Origin of the sequence: Streptomyces sp. NPDC090994 (genome assembly GCF_044768905.1) — a bacterium.
Lineage (GTDB): Bacteria > Actinomycetota > Actinomycetes > Streptomycetales > Streptomycetaceae > Streptomyces.
Window position 1 is genome coordinate 553,662 of the sequence record NZ_JBIVWS010000002.1, and the last position, 17,073, is coordinate 570,734.

Sequence of the window (17,073 nt, forward strand, 5' to 3'; positions counted from 1 at the left end):
GCGAACGTTCACTGAGAAGGGGCGCTACCGCTTTCCGGCCTTCCGGGTCGCTCGCAGCCACTCCTTGTTCATACTGGTGATCGACATCAGCGGAATGCCCTTCGGGCAAGCGGTGGCGCACTCACCCGCCAACGTGCACCCGCCGAACCCCTCCGCGTCCATCTGCCCCACCATGTCCAGCACCCGCGACTCCCGCTCGGGCGCCCCCTGCGGCAGCACGTTCAGATGGTTGACCTTCGCGGACGTGAACAGCATCGCCGCCCCGTTGGGACACGCGGCCACACACGCACCGCACCCGATGCACTCCGCGTGCTCGAACGCGAAGTCGGCGTCCGGCTTCGGCACCGGCGTGGCGTGGGCCTCCGGCGCGGCACCGGTCGGCGCGGTGATGTAGCCGCCGGCCTGGATGATCCGGTCGAACGCGGACCGGTCCACGACCAGGTCCTTCACCACCGGGAAGGCCGACGCCCGCCACGGCTCGATGTCGATCGTGTCGCCGTCCTGGAAGGACCGCATGTGCAGCTGGCAGGTGGTGGTGCGCTCCGGGCCGTGCGCGTCGCCGTTGATGACGAGCGAGCAGGCGCCGCAGATGCCCTCGCGGCAGTCGTGGTCGAAGGCGACGGGGTCCTCGCCCTTGAGGATCAGCTCCTCGTTGAGGGTGTCGAGCATCTCCAGGAACGACATGTCCCGCGAGATCCCGTCCACCTCGTACGTGGACATGGCGCCTTCGGCGTCGGCGTTCTTCTGGCGCCAGACGCGCAGGGTGAGCCTCATGCGTAGCTCCGCTGGGTGGGGTGGACGTACTCGAAGACCAGGTCTTCCTTGTGCAGGACGGGGGCCTCGCCGGTGCCGGAGAACTCCCAGGCGGCGGCGTAGGAGAACTCCTCGTCCCTACGGGCGGCCTCGCCGTCCGGGGTCTGGGACTCCTCGCGGAAGTGGCCGCCGCAGGACTCGGCGCGGTGCAGCGCGTCCAGGCACATCAGCTCGGCCAGCTCCAGGTAGTCGACGATGCGGTTGGCCTTCTCCAGCGACTGGTTGAACTCCTCGCCGGTGCCGGGCACCTTGATCCGGCGCCAGAACTCCTCGCGGATCTGCGGGATGCGCTCAAGGGCCTTGCGCAGTCCGGAGTCGGTGCGGGCCATGCCGCAGAACTCCCACATCAGCTCGCCGAGTTCGCGGTGGAAGGAGTCGGGGGTGCGGTCGCCGTCGACGGACAGCAGCAGGTTCAGCCGGTCCTGGGTCTCGGCCAGCACCTCCTGCACCACCGGGTGGTCGTCGCCGACCGCGTCCTGGTGGGGGTTGCGGGCGAGGTAGTCGTTGATGGTGGCCGGCAGCACGAAGTAGCCGTCGGCCAGGCCCTGCATCAGCGCGGAGGCGCCGAGCCGGTTGGCGCCGTGGTCGGAGAAGTTGGCCTCGCCGACCGCGAACAGACCGGGGATCGTGGTCTGGAGGTCGTAGTCGACCCACAGGCCGCCCATCGTGTAGTGCACGGCGGGGTAGATCCGCATCGGGACCTCGTAGGGGTCCTCGTCGGTGATCCGCTGGTACATGTCGAAGAGGTTGCCGTACTTGGCCTCGACCGCCTTGCGCCCCATGCGCTTGATCGCGTCGGCGAAGTCCAGGTACACGCCCTGGCCGCCGGGGCCGACGCCCCGCCCCTCGTCGCAGACGTTCTTCGCTGCGCGGGAGGCGATGTCGCGGGGGACGAGGTTGCCGAAGGACGGGTAGATGCGCTCCAGGTAGTAGTCGCGCTCGTCCTCGGGAATCTTGTTCGGCGGGCGGTCGTCGCCCTTGGCCTTGGGCACCCAGATCCGGCCGTCGTTGCGCAGCGACTCGCTCATCAGCGTCAGCTTGGACTGGTGGTCGCCGGTGCGCGGGATGCAGGTGGGGTGGATCTGCGTGAAGCAGGGGTTGGCGAAGTACGCGCCGCGCCGGTGCGCCCGCCACACGGCGGTCGCGTTGGAGTTCATGGCGTTGGTCGACAGGTAGAAGACGTTGCCGTAGCCGCCGGAGGCCAGCACGACCGCGTCCGCGAAATACGTGTCGATCTTGCCGGTGATCAGGTCGCGGGCGACGATCCCGCGGGCCCGCCCGTCGACGACGATGACGTCGAGCATCTCGGTACGGGGGTGCAGCTCGATGTTCCCGGCCGCGACCTGGCGGCTGAGCGCCTGGTAGGCGCCGAGGAGCAGCTGCTGGCCCGTCTGGCCGCGGGCGTAGAACGTACGGGAGACCTGGACGCCGCCGAAGGAGCGGGTGTCGAGCAGACCGCCGTACTCGCGGGCGAAGGGCACTCCCTGCGCCACGCACTGGTCGATGATCTCGACGGAGATCTGCGCGAGGCGGTGGACGTTGGACTCGCGGGCCCGGAAGTCGCCGCCCTTGACGGTGTCGTAGAACAGGCGGTGCACGGAATCGCCGTCGTTGCGGTAGTTCTTCGCCGCGTTGATGCCGCCCTGCGCGGCGATGGAGTGGGCCCGGCGCGGGGAGTCCTGGTAGCAGAACTGGACGACGTGGTAGCCCTGTTCGGCGAGGGTCGCGCCGGCCGAGCCGCCCGCGAGGCCGGTGCCCACCACGATCACCGTGTGCTTGCGGCGGTTGGCCGGGTTGACCAGCTTGGCCTCGAAACGGCGCTTGTCCCAGCGCTCGTTGACCGGGCCGGCCGGGGCCTTGGTGTCGACGACCGGCGCACCGGTCGTGTAGTCGGCGTAGGAAGTCATGTTCAGCTCACCACTCCGGTCATGACGCCCACGGGGACGGCGATGAAACCGGCCGTGAGCAGCAGCGCGAGGACGTTGGCGACGGTCTTCAGGGCGCGGTCGCGGGTGCGGCTGCCGGCGCCGAGGGTCTGGGCGGCGCTCCAGAAGCCGTGCTGGATGTGCAGGCCGAGGGCGAGCATGGCGACGAGGTAGATGACGTTGCCGTACCAGGTGGAGAAGGTGTCCACGACGTTCTGGTAGGGCTTGCCCGACTCGAAGCCGCCGGAGTGCACGGTGCCGGTGGTCAGGTCCAGGATGTGCCAGACGATGAACAGGGCGAGGATGATCCCGCCGTACCGCATGGTGTTCGTCGCGTAACTGGCCCGCTTGCGCTTGTGCGCGTACTTGGTGGGCCGTGCCTTGAGGTCGCGGCGGCTGAGCTGGTACGCGGAGACGGCGTGGGCGACGACGGCGACGACCAGCACGACGCGGACCAGCCACAGCGTCCACTCGTAGTGCATGAACGGCTCACCGACCGTGCGCAGCCAGTGGGCGTAGTGGTTGAACTCCTCCGTACCGAAGAAGATCTTCAAGTTGCCGATCATGTGGACGACCAGGTACAGCAGCATGATCAGCCCGCTGACCGCCATCACGGTCTTCTTGCCGACGGTCGAGTCCCACACGGTGCGTGCCATGGACGGCCGTCGGTCCGTCCGCGTTGCCAGAGCCATGTCACAAGACGCTAGGGCCGGACGGCCCCATCGGTCCAAGACATGGTCCGGCTCGTTTCGATAGGCGATGCCTATGATGAGCGCATGCAGTTCCAGCAGCTCCAGTACTTCGTGGCGGTCGCCGAGACCCGGCACTTCACCCGGGCCGCCGATCTGGTCCACGTCTCCCAGCCGTCACTGTCGCAGCAGGTCAAGGCGTTGGAGCGGGAGCTGGGCGCGGATCTGTTCCAGCGGGCGCGGGGCAACATCACGCTGACCGACGCCGGGGAGGCGCTGCTGCCGCTGGCCCGGCGCATCCTGGCCGACGCGGACACCGCCCGGCACGAGGTGCAGGAGCTGGCGCAGCTGCGCGGCGGCCGGGTCCGGCTCGGCGCCACGCCGAGCCTGTGCACCGGCCTGCTGCCGGACGTGCTGCGCGCCTTCCACGACCGCTATCCCGGCATCCGGCTGCTGATCGAGGAGGGCGGCAGTCACGACCTGGTACGGGAGCTGGCGCGCGGCGCGCTCGATCTCGCGCTGGTCGTCCTGCCGCTGCCCACGCCCTCGCCGGCGCTGACCACGGTGGAGCTGCTGCGCGAGGACCTGGTGGTGGTGTCGTCACCGGAGGAGCCGAGGCCCGGGGGCGGGCGGCGGGCGGTGGACATCGGCGACCTGGCGGGCGAGCGCCTGGTGATGTTCCGGCACGGCTACGACCTGCGGGAACTGACGGTGGCGGCGTGCCGCTCCGCGAGGTTCGAGCCGACGTTCGCGGTCGAGGGCGGTGAGATGGACGCCGTGCTCGGTTTCGTGCGGGCGGGACTCGGGATCGCCGTCGTGCCCCGGATGGTGGCGGCGCGGTCGGGGCGGGGGCTGCGGGTCACTCCGCTGACCCGGCCCGGACTGCACCGGACGATCGCGCTGGCCCACCGCAGCGACGTGGCTCCGCCTCGGGCGGCGCGGGAGCTTCAGCGGATGCTGCTGGAACGGTGACTGTTCCACGCCGGACGAGGGCGTGTCCCCCAGGGGCGCGGGGAACTGCGCGGGCAACCACGACGGACCCGCGCGTTCCGTTGTCGGGCGCGGGCCCGCTGCGGCTGGTCGCGCAGTTCCCCGCGCCCCTGGGGGCATCACCTCACCCGGCGAGGGAACGTCACCCGGTGGCGTCCACCAGCGCCAGCTGGTGCAGCCGTTCCGGCGGGCCCGGACGGGCGTAGTACCAGCCCTGGGCCGTGTCGCAGCCCAGTACGCGGAGCTGCTCGGCCTGGGCGCCGGTCTCCACGCCCTCCACGGTGACCGCGAGGTCGAGACCGTGGGCGAGGGAGACGATGCCCTCGACGATCCTGAGGTCGACCGGGTCGGCGGGGAACTGCTGCATGCTCTGGGTGAAGGAGCGGTCCAGTTTCAGGACGCTCACCGGCAGCCGGCGCAGGTTGGCGAGGTTGGAGTAGCCGGTGCCGAAGTCGTCCAGGGCGATGTCGACGCCCATCTCGGCCAGCCGGCGCAGCGGTTTGAGCAGGTCGTCGTCGGCGCCGATCAGCGCCGACTCGGTCACCTCCAGGCAGAGCGCGTCCGGCGCGACCCCGGCCCGCTCCAGGATGTCGACGGTGTCCTGGACCAGCCCGGGGTGGGTGAGCTGGCAGGGCGAGAGGTTGACGTTGATGCGCAGCGGGTCCGCGCCGCCGTCGCCGTACAGCTCCCGCCAGGCGCGGGCCTGGCGCACCGACTGCTCCAGGACCCAGCGGCCCAGCGGCACGATCAGGCCGGTGTGCTCGGCGAGCGGAATGAACCGGTCCGGGCTGAGCACGCCGTGCTGCGGGTGCAGCCAGCGCACCAGGGCCTCCGCGCCGCGCACGCTGCCGTCGCCGAGGTGGACCAGCGGCTGGTACTCGATGAAGAACTCGCCGCGCTCCAGTGCCGCCGGCAGCGCGGTGGTCAGCCCGTGCCGGGTGATGGCGCGGGCGTCGGCCTCCGGGTCGGCCAGCTCGTAGCGGTTGCCGCCCGCCGACTTGGCCCGGTACATGGTGATGTCGGCGCTGCGCAGCACCTCGGCCGCGCTGCGCTCCCCCGCCGGCCCCTCGACGATGCCGATGGAGCCGCGCACGGTGATCTCCCGGCCGTCGATGCCGATCGGCGCGAGCAGCGCGTTCATGATGCGGCCGGCCAGTTCGTCCACCTCGTGCGCGGTGTCCGTACCGGTGGTGAGTGCCACGAACTCGTCGCCGCCGAGCCGGGCGACCATCTCGCCGGGCGCGGTGGCGCAGGCCTGGAGCCGGTCGGCGACCTCGACCAGGAGCCGGTCGCCGGCCGCGTGCCCGAGGCTGTCGTTGACGGTCTTGAAGCCGTCGAGGTCGAGGTAGCACAGGCCGAAGCGCTGGCCCGGGCCGGCGTTCAGGGCCTTCTCCAGGCGCTCGAAGAAGAAGCTGCGGTTGGGCAGGCCGGTGAGCGCGTCGTGGGTGGCCTCGTAGCGCAGCCGCAGATTGAGCAGCCGGCGCTCGGTGGTGTCCTCCATCAGCGCGAGCTGGTACTGGGGGACGCCGTCGGCGTCGCGCAGCAGGGAGACGGTCAGGTTGGTCCACAGGACGGTGCCGTCGGGCCGGTAGAACGCCTTCTCCAGGTGGTAGTGCTCGCGCTCGCCGCGCACCAGTTCGTCGTAGAGCCGCCAGGTCTGCGGGGCGTCGTCGGGGTGGGTCCAGTCCCGGACCTTGCCCTGGCGCAGCTTCTGGTCGGTGAGGCCGAACATGCGCGTCAGCGCCTCGTTGACCTGGAGGATGTTGCCGTCGAGGTCGGCGATGCCGATGCCTATGGCGGCGCCCTCGAAGACCGCGCGGAACCGGGCCTCGCTGGCGTGCAGCGCGGCGGCCACCACGCCCTGCGCCTTCAGCGCGGCTTGGGCGATGGCCTCCTGCTCGGCCAGGGTGCGGGCGCGCAGCGCCTGCGCGAAACCGGCCGCCATCGCGTGCTGCATCCGCGAGGAGCGGGCCCGCAGGTCCTCCTGGTCGCCGCCCTCACCGCAGTACAGCACCAGGTAGGCGTCGACGCAGTCCAGCGTGCGGCTGAGCGCCTCGGGGTCGGTGCAGTGGACGTCGACGAGCGCGGCGCCGACCGCCTTGGCCTCCTCCGCGTCGAAGGCCCGCTCGCGCAGCACCTCGCTCAGCCGCCGGGCCAGCGGCAGCAGTTCGGCCTCGAACTCCGGCCGGGTCGACGACGTCGTGGTGACCGGGAACACCGCCCGGCTCCAGATCGTGGCGAATCTGCGCAGTCTGTCCTCCGGCCCGTCCGGCTGCGCGATCACGCGGTACGCCCCACGCCCGCGAAACCGGAGAACGCATAGGGGTCCTCGTCCTCCGGTGCGCCCTCGGGGCGCCAGCGCGCCATCGGCACCAGTCCGGGTTCCACCATGTCGTACCCCTCGAAGAACCGCGCGATCTCCTCGCGCGTGCGCATGATCAGCGGGTTGCGTATGTCCTTGTACACGTCCACCGCGCCTTCGGCCCGCTCCGGAGGCAGCGGGATGCCCTCGTACGCGGCGTGCGTGAGGACCAGCATGCTGCCGGGCGCGAGCGCGGAGCTCAACTCGGCCACCGCCGCGTACGGGTCGTCCTCGTCTGCCACGAAGTGCAGTATGGCAACGAGGAGCAGGGCCACCGGCCGATTCAGGTCGATCAACCGCTCCACCTGCTCACTGGCGAGGATCTCGCCCGGCTTGAGCAGGTCGGCGGCGACGATGTCCGCGTCCTCGTCGCCCGCCAGGACCGCCTGGCTGTGCGCGACCGCCACCGGGTCGTGGTCGACGTAGACGACGCGGGCGCCGGGGCAGGCCCGCCGGGCCACCTCGTGGACGGTGCCGAAGGTGGGGATGCCGGAGCCGATGTCCAGGAACTGGGTGATGCCCTCACCTGCGGCGAAGCGCACGGCGCGGCGCATGAACGCCCGGTTGGCCTGCATGGCCTTGGGCAGTCCCGGCATGAACTCCATGGCCCTGCGGGCCGCTTCCCGGTCGACCTCGAAATTGTGCGAACCGCCCAGGTAGAAATCGTAGATCCGGGACACGCTGGGCACCGTGATGTCGATGCTCCGCGGGGCCCAGGCGGGACGCTCCATCTGGCTCTCCAAGGCTGAAGGCGATCCGGTGTTCGAGCAGAGGCTACTGATCGTCCGCCAAAGGAGCGAGTCCAAACGGAAATTGACCATCCGTTCCCGGTCACTGCCTCCGGCACGTGCCAGCCGCGGACGGCTACGCGGAGCGGCCCGCGGACAGCGCACGCCGGGCCGCCCCCTCCGTCCGGTACGGAGGGGGCGGCCCGGCTGCGGGGAGGCCGGTTACTTCTGCGGCGCGCCCACCGCCTTTCCGTCGGGGGCGACGGCGTACCAGGTGCCGCCGACGCCCTGACCGTTGATGTCGCCGGGCTCCTCGTCGCCGGCGAAGGTGTACAGCGGCCAGCAGTCGAGGGTCTGCTGGGCGGCCCCGTCGGGCCGGGTGAAGCTCATCAGGCCCTTCTTCTCGACGTCCTCGGTGTCGTTGGTCTCGACCGGGGCGACGACCGGCCATTTCTTCAGGCAGTCGCCGGTGCAGGCGGACACCGGATCGGGCCAGGCCTCGTCCTTCAGGAACCGGTAGACGGTCATCCCGTCCTTGTCGACGACGATCTCGCCCAGTTCCGGGTCCTCACGGGTGGAGAGCCCGGGGCGGGCCGCCTTCGTGCCGTCGGCGGCCAGCGCGAACCACTTGCCGTTCACGCCCTGGCCCTTGACGTCCCCGGCGGCGGTGTCCTTGGCGTAGCGGTACGCCGGCCAGCCGCCGATGGTGAGCTGCTTGGTCCCGTCGGGGCGGGTGACCTCGCCGAGCAGGGACTCGTCGATGCCCTCGCCCGCGATCGCGTCGTCGGCGGCCACCGGCGGCCAGGCCGTGGCGCAGTCCGCCTCGCAGGTGGTCCTGGGCGGCTCGGCGGTGTCCGCGTCGAAGCGGTACAGGGTGCGGCCGTCGCCGTCGGTCACCAGCTCGCCGAGTTCCGCGTCGGTGGTGACGGACAGCTTGCCGGCCCCGGCCGGGCTCGCCGACCGCGCGTCCCCGGCGCCGGCTTCGAGCCCCTGGCCGGCGCCGACGTTGCCGATCTCGCCGGGCTGGGCCGAGGCGCCCACGTTCTGGCTGCCGCCGGTGGTGCCGCCGTCCTGACCGCACGCCGTCGTCAGTGCCAGCACCACCGCGGCGCTCGCCACGAGTGAGGCGTTCCGCCACGAGGTCCTCATCGTCAACTCCCTCTCCTTGTCCGGGTGGTGCGGAGAACGTCCGCTCTCCGCACGGCATGGGGTACGGACCGGCGGCCCGGCGGTGTTCAACGGCGGCACGAGTTTCTTCAACGACCTGCCGCTACGGGGCACTTGGCCGTACACGCGTACGAGGCGACGGACATCCGATCGACCGCTGTCCCTCCTTTGAGCCAATCTGGTGACATTTCGGCGCGCCCCGTCGCCGCACCCTCGATGATTCGCCACGTGCATGGACCCGAACCGATCCGACTCGCCCCTGCCGGACGGACGTTGGCCCTGGTGACGCTGGCGTTCGCAGTCGTCGGCGTCCCGGCGGGACCCGCGGCGGCGGACGCGTGCGCGTACGTGTCGAACGGCCCGGGGGACAGCCGGGCCGCGGCGTTCGCCGGAAGCGGCGCCACCTGGCCCACGTTCCCGCCGTGCCCGCCGCCCACGCCGAGCCCCACGCCCACGCCCACGCCTCCCGCTCCGCCGAAACCGCCCCCGAAGCCGCCGACTCCGAAGCCGCCGTCCCCCAAGCCCCCTCCCCCTCCTCCCCGGACCCCGTCCCCGCCGGCCCGTCCCACACCCGAGCCCGAACCGCCCGCGCCACCGCGTCCGGCGCCCCCGCCGCCCGTACGGTCGCCGGCCCCCAGCACCACCCCGGCGCCCGCGCCCCCGTCGGCTCCGCCGGCCTCGACCGCGCCCACTCCCACGCCCACGCCGTCCCTGACCCCGGTGCACTACCCGCGCTACCGCTCCGCCCCGCAGCAGCCGCGCTCCACGCGCGGTGCCATGTCCCCGCTCGTCTTCGTCCTGCTCATCCTGATCCCCGCGCTGGCCGCCGTCGTCGCCCTGCGCCCGCGCTGATCCCTGGAGGCTTCTCTTGCCGGAATGGCTTGTTCTCACCCTCGCGATGCTGGCCGCCTGTGCGGTCGTGGTCGTCATCACCGTCGTACGGCACCGCAGGGCCGCGGACGACGAGGACATCACCGAGACCCCGGACGTCATCGAGTACATGACCATGTGGATCGGCGTGGTGTACGCCATCGTCCTGGGTCTGGCCATCGCGGGCGTCTGGGAGGCCCGCAGCGCCGCCCAGGACCACGTCCAGGCGGAGGCGGTGGCGCTGCACGAGATCTCGGAGCGGGTCCGGGTCTATCCGCCCGAGGTCCGCGACCGGATTCGGGACGATGTCAATGCCTATGTCGGACACGTCGTCAGCGACGAGTGGCCGGCCATGGCCGACACCGGGGACGTCACCGAGCGCGGCACCGCGCTCCTCGACCGGATCCGCGCGGACGTGACGGACTACGAGCCCCGGTCCGACTTCGAGGCGCAGGCCTACCAGCCGCTCCTGGACCAGGTGAGCGCCGCCGACCAGGCCCGTATCTCGCGGGCGGAGTCGACCGGGTCGACCATGCCGGGCGTGGTGTGGTTCGGGCTGATCACCGGGGGTGTCGTCACCATCGGCATGATCTTCGCCCTGCAGATCCGGCGCACCGCGCGCGAACTGGTGCTGGCGGGGCTGTTCTCGGCGCTGATCGCCTTCCTGCTCTTCCTCATCTGGGACTTCGACGACCCCTACGGCCGGGGCTTCGGCGCCTCGACCGACCCGTACCTGGGGCTCTTCCCGGGCGTCACGACCTGAGGGCGTGCCGAGGCCTGAGGCGTCCTGAGGTCCTGAGGACGTCTGAGCGCGTCCCGAGGGCGTCCTGAGCGCGTCCCGAGGGCGTCCTCAGGGCGTCCGCCCGGGCGGTGGGGCGCCGGCGGCCGACGGGTGCCGCCGGTCCGGCCCTTCCCCTGAGTGGCCCACACTCTTGCCCCATTCGCGCGACTGTGATCGCGCCCCTCCGCGCGCCTTCCTAGCGTTTCGGACATCGAGGTGCATGTCCGTCGCGAGCGGAACAGGTCCGCCACTGCTCCTCGGGACCCGGAGGATCCTTCATGCGCGCGATACCCGTCGCTGCGGCCGCACTGCTGGGCGCCTGCGCCCTCACGTCCTGTGTCCCGGTCGCAGGCGCGGCCGGCGACAGCACCGTCACCCCGTTCGGTTTCCGCGTCCTGCCCTCCACCATCGCGGCGGGCGGCGAGGTCACCCTGATCGTCGACCGCGCCGACGGCCGCTGCAAGGGTCCCGCGACGGTCTCCGCCCCGGTGTTCGACCCGGTGACCATTCCGCCCAGGCACACGTCGGCCACCGCGGTGGTCGACCGGGATGCCAGACCGGGCACGGTCCACCAGGTGGCGTTCCGCTGCGACGGGGCGACCGGGACGACCGGCCTGACCATCGCCGGCGGGTCGAGCCCCACGCCCACACCCACGTCGCCGCCGCCTCCCACCACCGCCCCACCGCCGCCGCCGGAACACCCCGGGCACGGCCGTCACGAGCACCCGGAGAAGGGCGTGCACGCCGGCGAGGGCGGCACCGTGGCGGGGTTCGACCTGAAGAACCTCGGGCTCGGCGCGCTGCTCGTGGCCGGCTCGGTGGGCGCGGCGTACCACCTCTCCCGCCGCCGCACCGGCGAGGACGGCGGCTGACGGAGCCCCTCCCCGCGCCCGCGCACAGGACGTCACCCCGGCTCCCCGAGGAGGGGAGCCGGGGTGACGTCCTGTGCGAGGTTCCGTTCGGCGCCCGGGAGCCCGCCCCCCGAAGGCGGGGTCCGGCCGGGCGCCGGGCACACCGGTCAGACGCGCCGCTCGGCCCGGCGGCGCATCCAGAACAGCCCGCCGCCCGCCACCGCCGCGGCGACGAGCCCGCCGCCGATCGCCATGTCGGCCGGCGTCGCGCCGCTGGAGTTGCTGCCGCCGATGCCGCCCCGGACCCCGCCGATGACGGTGAACGCGGCCGGCCGGGTCAGTGTCCGGCCCGAGCAGTTGACCTTGATCTCGTAGGAGCCGGGGCGGGCGTCGCTGTCGATGGTGGCGACACCCTTGGAGGTCTCGTTGGCACCCCTGACCGGTGTCAGGTGGGTGGTCGGGAAGGCGCGCGAGGTCATCGTGCCGCCGTGCGGGCAGCCGTCGACGGTGACGGTCAGCTGGCCGCCGCGGGCGATGACGCTGGGCAGGGCCACGATGTTGCTCGGCGTGTCCCACGCGACGGCCGTGGGAGCGGCGAGCCCGAGAACCCCGGAAACAACGACGGCGGCGCCTGCGGCCGCCAGGGCACGGGAGTTACGCATGTGATCCTCCGCGGAAGACGCCCCGGGACCCGTCCCCGGTCGATCGGCGAGAAAGCGCCTCCCGGAAAAACCCTCAGTTGGTGCGGCGGCAGGCGCATTTCGGCGCTGGTCCGTCCTGGTGAGCGGCGCCGACGCGGCGGGACCTCGGCAGTGGATATCATCGCAGGTCACGGACCGTCAGAAATTTCCCGTACCCGGCGCCTCGGATGGCTCACCGGCCGCACGCGGAGCCACCCGTTCGCATCCGCCCCGTCGCCGCCGCGCCGGACGGCACTTAGCGTTTCCGGTATGCGCGACTGACACGGCGACGGCTGTGTCGAGAGGGGATGTCGAATGTCTGCGTCCGAGCTCGCCGAAGAGGAGGAGCGGCACAGGAAGCGCGCTCCGTGGGGTGTCATAGCTCTTGTCCTGCTGACCGGCCTCGCGCTCATTCGCAACGGTTCGGGGGAATTCGACGTGGGCCCGCCGCAGCCCGCGTCGGCCGCGGCCGCCGAGACCCGCCGCGCGGAGGGCGGCACCGTCCCCGAGGGCCTCGCGCCACTGCCGTACGCGGTGCCCGACCGAGTGCGGATCCCCGCCATCCAGGTGGACGCGCCGATGATGCCGGTGGGCCTGGACGCGGACGGCTGGGTCGGCGCGCCGCCGCCCGAGGACCCGAATCTGGCCGGCTGGTTCACGGGCGCGGTCTCGCCCGGGGAGAAGGGCACCGCGGTCGTGGTCGGGCATGTCGACAACAAACAGGGCCCGGCCGTCTTCTACGGACTCGGCGCCCTGAAGAAGGGGAACAAGGTCGAGGTCGACCGCGCGGACGGAAAGACCGCCGAGTTCGAGATCTACGGCATCGAGGTCTTCGAGAAGGACGATTTCCCCGGCGACCGGGTGTACGCCTCCAAGGGAAGTCCGGAATTGCGTGTGATCACCTGCGGCGGCGGATTCTCCAAGCAGAACGGATACGCCGGGAACGTGGTCGCCTTCGCCCGCCTGACCGGGGTCCGCTGACAGGAATCGCAGGGATCCGCCGGCCGGAATCCGCCGCGCGGGACCCCGGCCGGGCGGGCGCACGGGGCGTCAGGCGGGGGCCCGCCGGGGAACGGTGAGGTGGTACCCGGAGTCCAGCAGGCTCGGAAGGTAGGAACGCAGGGCGCGCACGCTCTGCGAACGGTCGCCCCCGGCGTCGTGCGAGAGCACCACGACGCCGGGGGCGGCGCCGTCCTCGACCCGGTCGACGATGGCGCGGGTCCCGGGGGTGGTCCAGTCCAGGGTGTCGACGGTCCAGGCGAGCGGTTCCATGCCGAGTTCGGCGCCGAGCTGGAAGGCGGCGCGGTTCCACGCCCCGTAGGGCGCCCGGAACCAGCGGGGCGGCTCACCGAAGGCCGCGTCGATGACCTCGGCGGTGCGCTCCATCTCGGAGCGGATCTCCGCGCGGCCGAGCCGGGTGAGCAGCGGGTGGGACCAGGTGTGGTTGCCGACGACGTGTCCGTCGTCGGCCATCCGGGCCAGCAGGTCCTTGTTGTCCACGGCCATCTCGCCGCACACGAAGAACATCGCGCGGACCTCGTACTCGGCCAGGGTGTCCAGGATGTCGGGGGTGTAGCGGGGGTCGGGGCCGTCGTCGAAGGTCAGCACCATGACGCGACCGCGTCCGGGGACGTTCAGGAGCGGTTCGCGCCGGACCGGGACGGGGGCGAGGGCGGTGCGCGGCGGGCCGTGTCCGGTCAGGGGCCGCAGGCGGTAGTCGGAGGGCTTGAGCGCGCGGCGTGCCGGAGGGCCGGGGGCGGCCGGCCGGGGCGGGACCGGCTCCTTCCCGGCCAGGGCCCCGAGCACGCCGGCGGTCCCGGCCGCCCCCACCGCGGCCACGCCGGCGAGCAACGCCCCGCGCCGGGTGAGCAACTGATCCGTCTTCATGACTCATCAGTCGCCCGGCCACGGGCCGACGCACCAGTGCGACACCGGGGCGGCGGCACGAATCCACCCGCCCGGACCAGCGCCGGCCTGCCGGGCATCCCGTACCGGCGGCGTCCGCCCGTTCCGATAACCTCGCCGCGTGACGGAACCGGAACAGCAGCATTCCCATCAGTTCGAGCGGGGCACGGACGGGCCCAAGGTGATCGTCGTCGGTGTGGACGGGTCGGCCTCCTCGCTCCGCGCGGCGGCCTACGCCGGCGGTCTGGCCCGGCGGCAGCACGCGCTGCTCGCCGTGGTGTACGTGCAGCCGATGCTGGCGGCGGGGGTGTCCCTCGGGGCGCCGGTCGCGGAGACGACCGACGAGATCGCGGAGGACCTGGTCGCCCACATCCGGGAGGCGGCCGAGCAGGTGAAGGGGATATTCGAGATCCGCTGGGAGTTCCACACGTTCCGCGGCGATCCGTTCAACGGCCTCCGGCAGGCGGCCGACGACCTGAAGGCGGACGCCGTGGTGGTGGGCGCCTCCGAACAGGCCGGCCACCGCATCGTCGGTTCCGTCGCGATCCGGCTCGTGAAGGCGGGCCGCTGGCCGGTGACGGTCGTGCCGTGACGCTGCCGCGCAGGCACGTCACCGACGTCCGTTCTGCGGGGTCCCCGCGGCCCGGAGACCGTCGGGCTACTCCCCCATCACCAGCCCGTCCTTCGCCGCGCCGCGCCCCAGCACCACGTCCCGGATGCGGTCGCGCACGGCGCGTACCTCGGCGCCCTGCGCGAGCGCCCGGTTGAGGTTCACCACCCGCCCCGCGTCGATGTCGAAGAGCTGGGGCACGAACTCCGCCTTCGTCACCTCCCAGCGCGCGCCGGGCCGGGCGGGCGGCGCGAAGGTGAAGCGGCCGATCGTCGACTGGTTGCCGCGCGGATCGGGCGCCCCCGCGTCGTTGGTCATCTCGCCGGCGATCTGGTCGCCCATCCCGTAGACCACCCAGGTGCCGTTGACCTTCTCGTACGCCTGCGGGACGTGGGCGTGGGTGCCGATGATCAGGTCGATGTCGGGGCGGCCCGCGGTGCGGGCGGCGGTGAGCGAGCGGGCGAGCGACCGCTGCCGCTCGTCGGGCGTCTCCTGCCACTCGGTGCCCCAGTGCAGGGAGACCACGACCACGTCGGCGCCCGCCTGCCGCGCGGCCGCGGCGTCGGCGAGGACGCGCCCCTCGTCGGTCAGGTTCACCGCCCAGGGCTGCCCGGCGGGCAGCGGGCGGCCGTTGGTGCCGTAGGTGTAGGCGAGGTGGGCGACGCGGGCGTGACCGGCCCGCAGGACGGTGACGGTGCGGGCCTCCTGCGCGGTGCGCGCGGACCCGGCGTGCCGTACGCCGGCCCGGTCGAGGGCGTCCAGGGTGCGGCGGATGCCGTCCGCGCCGTCGTCGAGGGAGTGGTTGGAGGCGGTGGAGCAGCCGTCGTAGCCGGTGGCCGCGAGGCCCTCCGCCACCTCGGGCGGGGACTTGAAGAGGGGGTAGCCGGAGTAGTCGCCGTCCGCGCCGTACACGGTCTCCATGTGGCACAGGGCGAGGTCGGCCCGGGAGACGACGGGGGCGACGCCGGCCAGCATCGGCCGGAAGTCGTAGCCGCTGCCGCCCGCGTCGAAGCGGGCCCGCTCGATGACCGAGTCGTGCGGCAGGACGTCGCCGGAGGCGACCAGGGTGAAGGCCCCGGTGTGCCTGCCCTCGGCGGCCCCCGGGGCTCCCGAGGCCGCCGAGGGGGACGGGGCCGGCCGGTCCGGCGGTGGCTCGTGGTCGCGGGCCTGGCAGGCCGCGCCCGCCGTGAGGACGGCGGTCAGGGCCAGGGCCACCTGTCGGCTGCGTGTGATCATCCGTTCACCCCGGGTGTGGTCACGCACGGATAAAAATCAGATTTACACACAAACAGGTAAGAAGTCTCGGCTCTTTTCGGGCGGCTCCGACACGCCCATTAGCCCGTCCGGCGTGCGGGTACGGGGTGGACCGACCGTTCGTCGAACCGTTCGTCGACGCGATCGACCGTCCGCCGCACACCCGTGCGCCCGCCCTGTCCCCCGGCCGCCCCCTGCGATGCCATACGGCCATGACGGCCGGAACCACCCTCACCCACGGGACGACGACCGCCGAGCACGAGCTCGCCGCGCTCCAGCGCGAGCACGGCCGGCCGCTGTTCGGGCTGCTGCTGCGGCTGTGCGACGGCGACCGGCAGCGCGCCGAGGACCTCCTCCAGGAGACCCTCGTCCGCGCCTGGCAGCATCCCGAGGCGCTGCGCGCCGACGACTTCGCCTCCGTACGGCCCTGGCTGCTCACCGTCGCCCGGCGCCTCGCGATCGACGCGCGGCGGGCCCGGCAGGCCCGGCCGCCCGAGGTCGGCGACGCGGCCCTGGAGAACACACCCGTCTGCGCGGACCACGCCGAGCGGGCCGCCGCCGCCCTCGATGTGCGCGAGGCTGTGAAGACACTCACTCCGGAACACCGTGACGTCCTGGTGCTGGTGTATTTCCAGGGGGCGAGTGTGGCGGAAGCGGCGACGGCCCTGGGCATACCGGCGGGTACCGTGAAGTCCCGGGCGTTCTACGCACTGCGCGCCCTGCGCCGGGTGCTGCCGGGATACGCCACCGACCTGCGATGAAACCGGACGCCGGGTCAAGCCTCCGTAAAGCGCCTTGCCGTGGACCCCGGTTGGGTAATCGGCTGTCCTCATCCGTGTTCCGGACGGGGCCCTCGGCGGGGTCCGGGTGGGGCGACGCACACGCACCGGAGGAAGGCAGGAAGGGATGCTGCACAGAGGTCACGAGGGCACGGACGGCGACGGCGGGGACGAACTGACCGTTCCCATGGCGTGGTTGTACGCCGAGTACGTCGCCGACCAGTTGCTGCGCGGCGGCGACCTGATGCCGCCCACGTCCTTCGAGTTCCGCGCCGGGCGCTACGCGCTGGCGCTGACCGTCTTCCTGTCCGACACCGACGGCGAGCTGTGCGGCGCCGAGGTCGTCTCCCGTCTTGAGACCTGGCTCTCCCTGACGGCGTACGACCAGCCGTGGCGGGAGTGGGTGCGCGAGCGGCTGGCCGAGACCGCGGCCGGCGGCGGTCCGGACGGCGACCTGCACCTGGCGCGGGCGGCCTGGCGCTGGCTCCAGGACACCGAACTGCTCGCGCCGGACCTGAACGCGGTGCCGGGCGGCGCCCCCGCCACCGGCGAGGACGAGGGCCCGAAGGTGTGGACCCCGGCGTGGCAGCTGGGGCTGCCGCTCGGCCACCTCGCCATCCACCTCTTCTAGGCCGCTCGCCCGGCCGGCCCGGCATCACGGTGCCGGCC

Annotated in this window: 17 protein-coding genes; 8 read left to right on the forward strand and 9 right to left on the reverse strand. The window is 72.5% G+C overall.

All coding sequences use genetic code 11. From position 1 onward, the window contains the following. Positions 1 to 24: 24 nt before the first annotated feature. Genes ACIQR3_RS07140 through ACIQR3_RS07150 form a run of 3 tightly spaced genes read right to left on the reverse strand, consistent with a single transcriptional unit; the run spans position 25 to position 3,394 of the window. Positions 25 to 774: a succinate dehydrogenase/fumarate reductase iron-sulfur subunit gene (locus tag ACIQR3_RS07140; protein ID WP_215166038.1), complete on the reverse strand. Its 750-nt coding sequence runs from the start codon at positions 772 to 774 to the stop codon at positions 25 to 27. Next, complete coding sequence (locus ACIQR3_RS07145; protein ID WP_403535277.1) at positions 771 to 2,720, reverse strand: fumarate reductase/succinate dehydrogenase flavoprotein subunit; 1,950 nt, start codon at positions 2,718 to 2,720, stop codon at positions 771 to 773. The genes ACIQR3_RS07140 and ACIQR3_RS07145 overlap by 4 nt, the downstream gene beginning before the upstream one ends. Before the next feature lie 2 nt (positions 2,721 to 2,722). Continuing rightward, positions 2,723 to 3,394, reverse strand: coding sequence for a succinate dehydrogenase (locus ACIQR3_RS07150; RefSeq protein ID WP_403535280.1), 672 nt, complete (start codon positions 3,392 to 3,394; stop codon positions 2,723 to 2,725). 120 nt (positions 3,395 to 3,514) lie between these two features. On the opposite strand from ACIQR3_RS07150, the gene ACIQR3_RS07155 reads away from it, so the two are divergent. Further along, a complete protein-coding gene (locus tag ACIQR3_RS07155; RefSeq protein ID WP_403535282.1) occupies positions 3,515 to 4,399 on the forward strand; it encodes a LysR family transcriptional regulator in 885 nt (294 codons plus the stop codon). Positions 4,400 to 4,559: 160 nt separating this feature from the next. Here the strand turns inward: ACIQR3_RS07155 and ACIQR3_RS07160 are convergent, their stop codons facing one another. The 3 genes from ACIQR3_RS07160 to ACIQR3_RS07170 form a co-directional block, all read right to left on the reverse strand. Then, positions 4,560 to 6,701 carry a putative bifunctional diguanylate cyclase/phosphodiesterase gene (locus ACIQR3_RS07160; protein ID WP_403535285.1) on the reverse strand — a complete coding sequence of 714 codons (2,142 nt, stop codon included), beginning with the start codon at positions 6,699 to 6,701 and terminating at the stop codon, positions 4,560 to 4,562. Continuing rightward, on the reverse strand, positions 6,698 to 7,510 hold the full coding sequence (locus ACIQR3_RS07165) for an SAM-dependent methyltransferase (protein ID WP_403535288.1): 813 nt from the start codon (positions 7,508 to 7,510) through the stop codon (positions 6,698 to 6,700). The genes ACIQR3_RS07160 and ACIQR3_RS07165 overlap by 4 nt, the downstream gene beginning before the upstream one ends. Before the next feature lie 219 nt (positions 7,511 to 7,729). Next, entirely contained in the window at positions 7,730 to 8,656 is a 927-nt protein-coding gene (locus ACIQR3_RS07170) for an SCO0930 family lipoprotein (protein ID WP_403535476.1), read from the reverse strand. 738 nt (positions 8,657 to 9,394) lie between these two features. Here ACIQR3_RS07170 and ACIQR3_RS07175 point away from each other — a divergent pair. The 3 genes from ACIQR3_RS07175 to ACIQR3_RS07185 all read left to right on the forward strand — a co-directional run bounded on the left by ACIQR3_RS07175 (position 9,395) and on the right by ACIQR3_RS07185 (position 11,197). After that, positions 9,395 to 9,526, forward strand: coding sequence for a hypothetical protein (locus ACIQR3_RS07175; RefSeq protein ID WP_403535290.1), 132 nt, complete (start codon positions 9,395 to 9,397; stop codon positions 9,524 to 9,526). Between the two features lie 16 nt (positions 9,527 to 9,542). After that, positions 9,543 to 10,307 carry a hypothetical protein gene (locus ACIQR3_RS07180; RefSeq protein WP_403535293.1) on the forward strand — a complete coding sequence of 255 codons (765 nt, stop codon included), beginning with the start codon at positions 9,543 to 9,545 and terminating at the stop codon, positions 10,305 to 10,307. Positions 10,308 to 10,603: 296 nt separating this feature from the next. Continuing rightward, entirely contained in the window at positions 10,604 to 11,197 is a 594-nt protein-coding gene (locus ACIQR3_RS07185; RefSeq protein ID WP_403535295.1) for a hypothetical protein, read from the forward strand. A gap of 146 nt (positions 11,198 to 11,343) precedes the next feature. On the opposite strand, the gene ACIQR3_RS07190 is transcribed toward ACIQR3_RS07185, so the two are convergent. Beyond that, the gene (locus ACIQR3_RS07190; protein ID WP_403535298.1) at positions 11,344 to 11,838 is read right to left on the reverse strand and encodes a hypothetical protein; all 495 of its coding nucleotides are present in this window, start codon (positions 11,836 to 11,838) and stop codon (positions 11,344 to 11,346) included. 333 nt (positions 11,839 to 12,171) lie between these two features. On the opposite strand from ACIQR3_RS07190, the gene ACIQR3_RS07195 reads away from it, so the two are divergent. Further along, positions 12,172 to 12,837: a class F sortase gene (locus ACIQR3_RS07195; RefSeq protein ID WP_403535301.1), complete on the forward strand. Its 666-nt coding sequence runs from the start codon at positions 12,172 to 12,174 to the stop codon at positions 12,835 to 12,837. 69 nt (positions 12,838 to 12,906) lie between these two features. On the opposite strand, the gene ACIQR3_RS07200 is transcribed toward ACIQR3_RS07195, so the two are convergent. Continuing rightward, on the reverse strand, positions 12,907 to 13,743 hold the full coding sequence (locus ACIQR3_RS07200) for a polysaccharide deacetylase family protein (RefSeq protein ID WP_403535304.1): 837 nt from the start codon (positions 13,741 to 13,743) through the stop codon (positions 12,907 to 12,909). Between the two features lie 139 nt (positions 13,744 to 13,882). Here ACIQR3_RS07200 and ACIQR3_RS07205 point away from each other — a divergent pair, with 139 nt between their 5' ends. Then, positions 13,883 to 14,353 (forward strand): universal stress protein, encoded by a 471-nt coding sequence (locus tag ACIQR3_RS07205; RefSeq protein ID WP_403535306.1) that lies wholly within the window; start codon positions 13,883 to 13,885, stop codon positions 14,351 to 14,353. A 66-nt stretch (positions 14,354 to 14,419) separates the two neighbouring features. Here the strand turns inward: ACIQR3_RS07205 and ACIQR3_RS07210 are convergent, their stop codons facing one another. Next, positions 14,420 to 15,607, reverse strand: a complete 1,188-nt coding sequence (locus ACIQR3_RS07210; protein ID WP_403535309.1) for a CapA family protein — start codon at positions 15,605 to 15,607, stop codon at positions 14,420 to 14,422. Between the two features lie 230 nt (positions 15,608 to 15,837). On the opposite strand from ACIQR3_RS07210, the gene ACIQR3_RS07215 reads away from it, so the two are divergent. Beyond that, positions 15,838 to 16,386: a sigma-70 family RNA polymerase sigma factor gene (locus ACIQR3_RS07215; RefSeq protein ID WP_403535312.1), complete on the forward strand. Its 549-nt coding sequence runs from the start codon at positions 15,838 to 15,840 to the stop codon at positions 16,384 to 16,386. A gap of 145 nt (positions 16,387 to 16,531) precedes the next feature. Then, the gene (locus tag ACIQR3_RS07220) at positions 16,532 to 17,035 is read left to right on the forward strand and encodes a hypothetical protein (protein WP_403535315.1); all 504 of its coding nucleotides are present in this window, start codon (positions 16,532 to 16,534) and stop codon (positions 17,033 to 17,035) included. The last annotated feature ends 38 nt before the right edge of the window (positions 17,036 to 17,073 follow it).

What these genes read in the sequence shown, in the direction of transcription:
- ACIQR3_RS07140 (WP_215166038.1), bottom strand. Translation starts at nt 774, where the DNA reads ATGAGGCTCACCCTGCGCGTCTGGCGCCAGAAGAACGCCGACGCCGAA.
- ACIQR3_RS07145 (WP_403535277.1), bottom strand. Translation starts at nt 2,720, where the DNA reads ATGACTTCCTACGCCGACTACACGACCGGTGCGCCGGTCGTCGACACC.
- ACIQR3_RS07150 (WP_403535280.1), bottom strand. Translation starts at nt 3,394, where the DNA reads ATGGCACGCACCGTGTGGGACTCGACCGTCGGCAAGAAGACCGTGATG.
- ACIQR3_RS07155 (WP_403535282.1), top strand. Translation starts at nt 3,515, where the DNA reads ATGCAGTTCCAGCAGCTCCAGTACTTCGTGGCGGTCGCCGAGACCCGG.
- ACIQR3_RS07165 (WP_403535288.1), bottom strand. Translation starts at nt 7,510, where the DNA reads ATGGAGCGTCCCGCCTGGGCCCCGCGGAGCATCGACATCACGGTGCCC.
- ACIQR3_RS07170 (WP_403535476.1), bottom strand. Translation starts at nt 8,656, where the DNA reads ATGAGGACCTCGTGGCGGAACGCCTCACTCGTGGCGAGCGCCGCGGTG.
- ACIQR3_RS07185 (WP_403535295.1), top strand. Translation starts at nt 10,604, where the DNA reads ATGCGCGCGATACCCGTCGCTGCGGCCGCACTGCTGGGCGCCTGCGCC.
- ACIQR3_RS07190 (WP_403535298.1), bottom strand. Translation starts at nt 11,838, where the DNA reads ATGCGTAACTCCCGTGCCCTGGCGGCCGCAGGCGCCGCCGTCGTTGTT.
- ACIQR3_RS07195 (WP_403535301.1), top strand. Translation starts at nt 12,172, where the DNA reads ATGTCTGCGTCCGAGCTCGCCGAAGAGGAGGAGCGGCACAGGAAGCGC.
- ACIQR3_RS07200 (WP_403535304.1), bottom strand. Translation starts at nt 13,743, where the DNA reads ATGAAGACGGATCAGTTGCTCACCCGGCGCGGGGCGTTGCTCGCCGGC.
- ACIQR3_RS07210 (WP_403535309.1), bottom strand. Translation starts at nt 15,607, where the DNA reads ATGATCACACGCAGCCGACAGGTGGCCCTGGCCCTGACCGCCGTCCTC.
- ACIQR3_RS07215 (WP_403535312.1), top strand. Translation starts at nt 15,838, where the DNA reads ATGACGGCCGGAACCACCCTCACCCACGGGACGACGACCGCCGAGCAC.
- ACIQR3_RS07220 (WP_403535315.1), top strand. Translation starts at nt 16,532, where the DNA reads ATGCTGCACAGAGGTCACGAGGGCACGGACGGCGACGGCGGGGACGAA.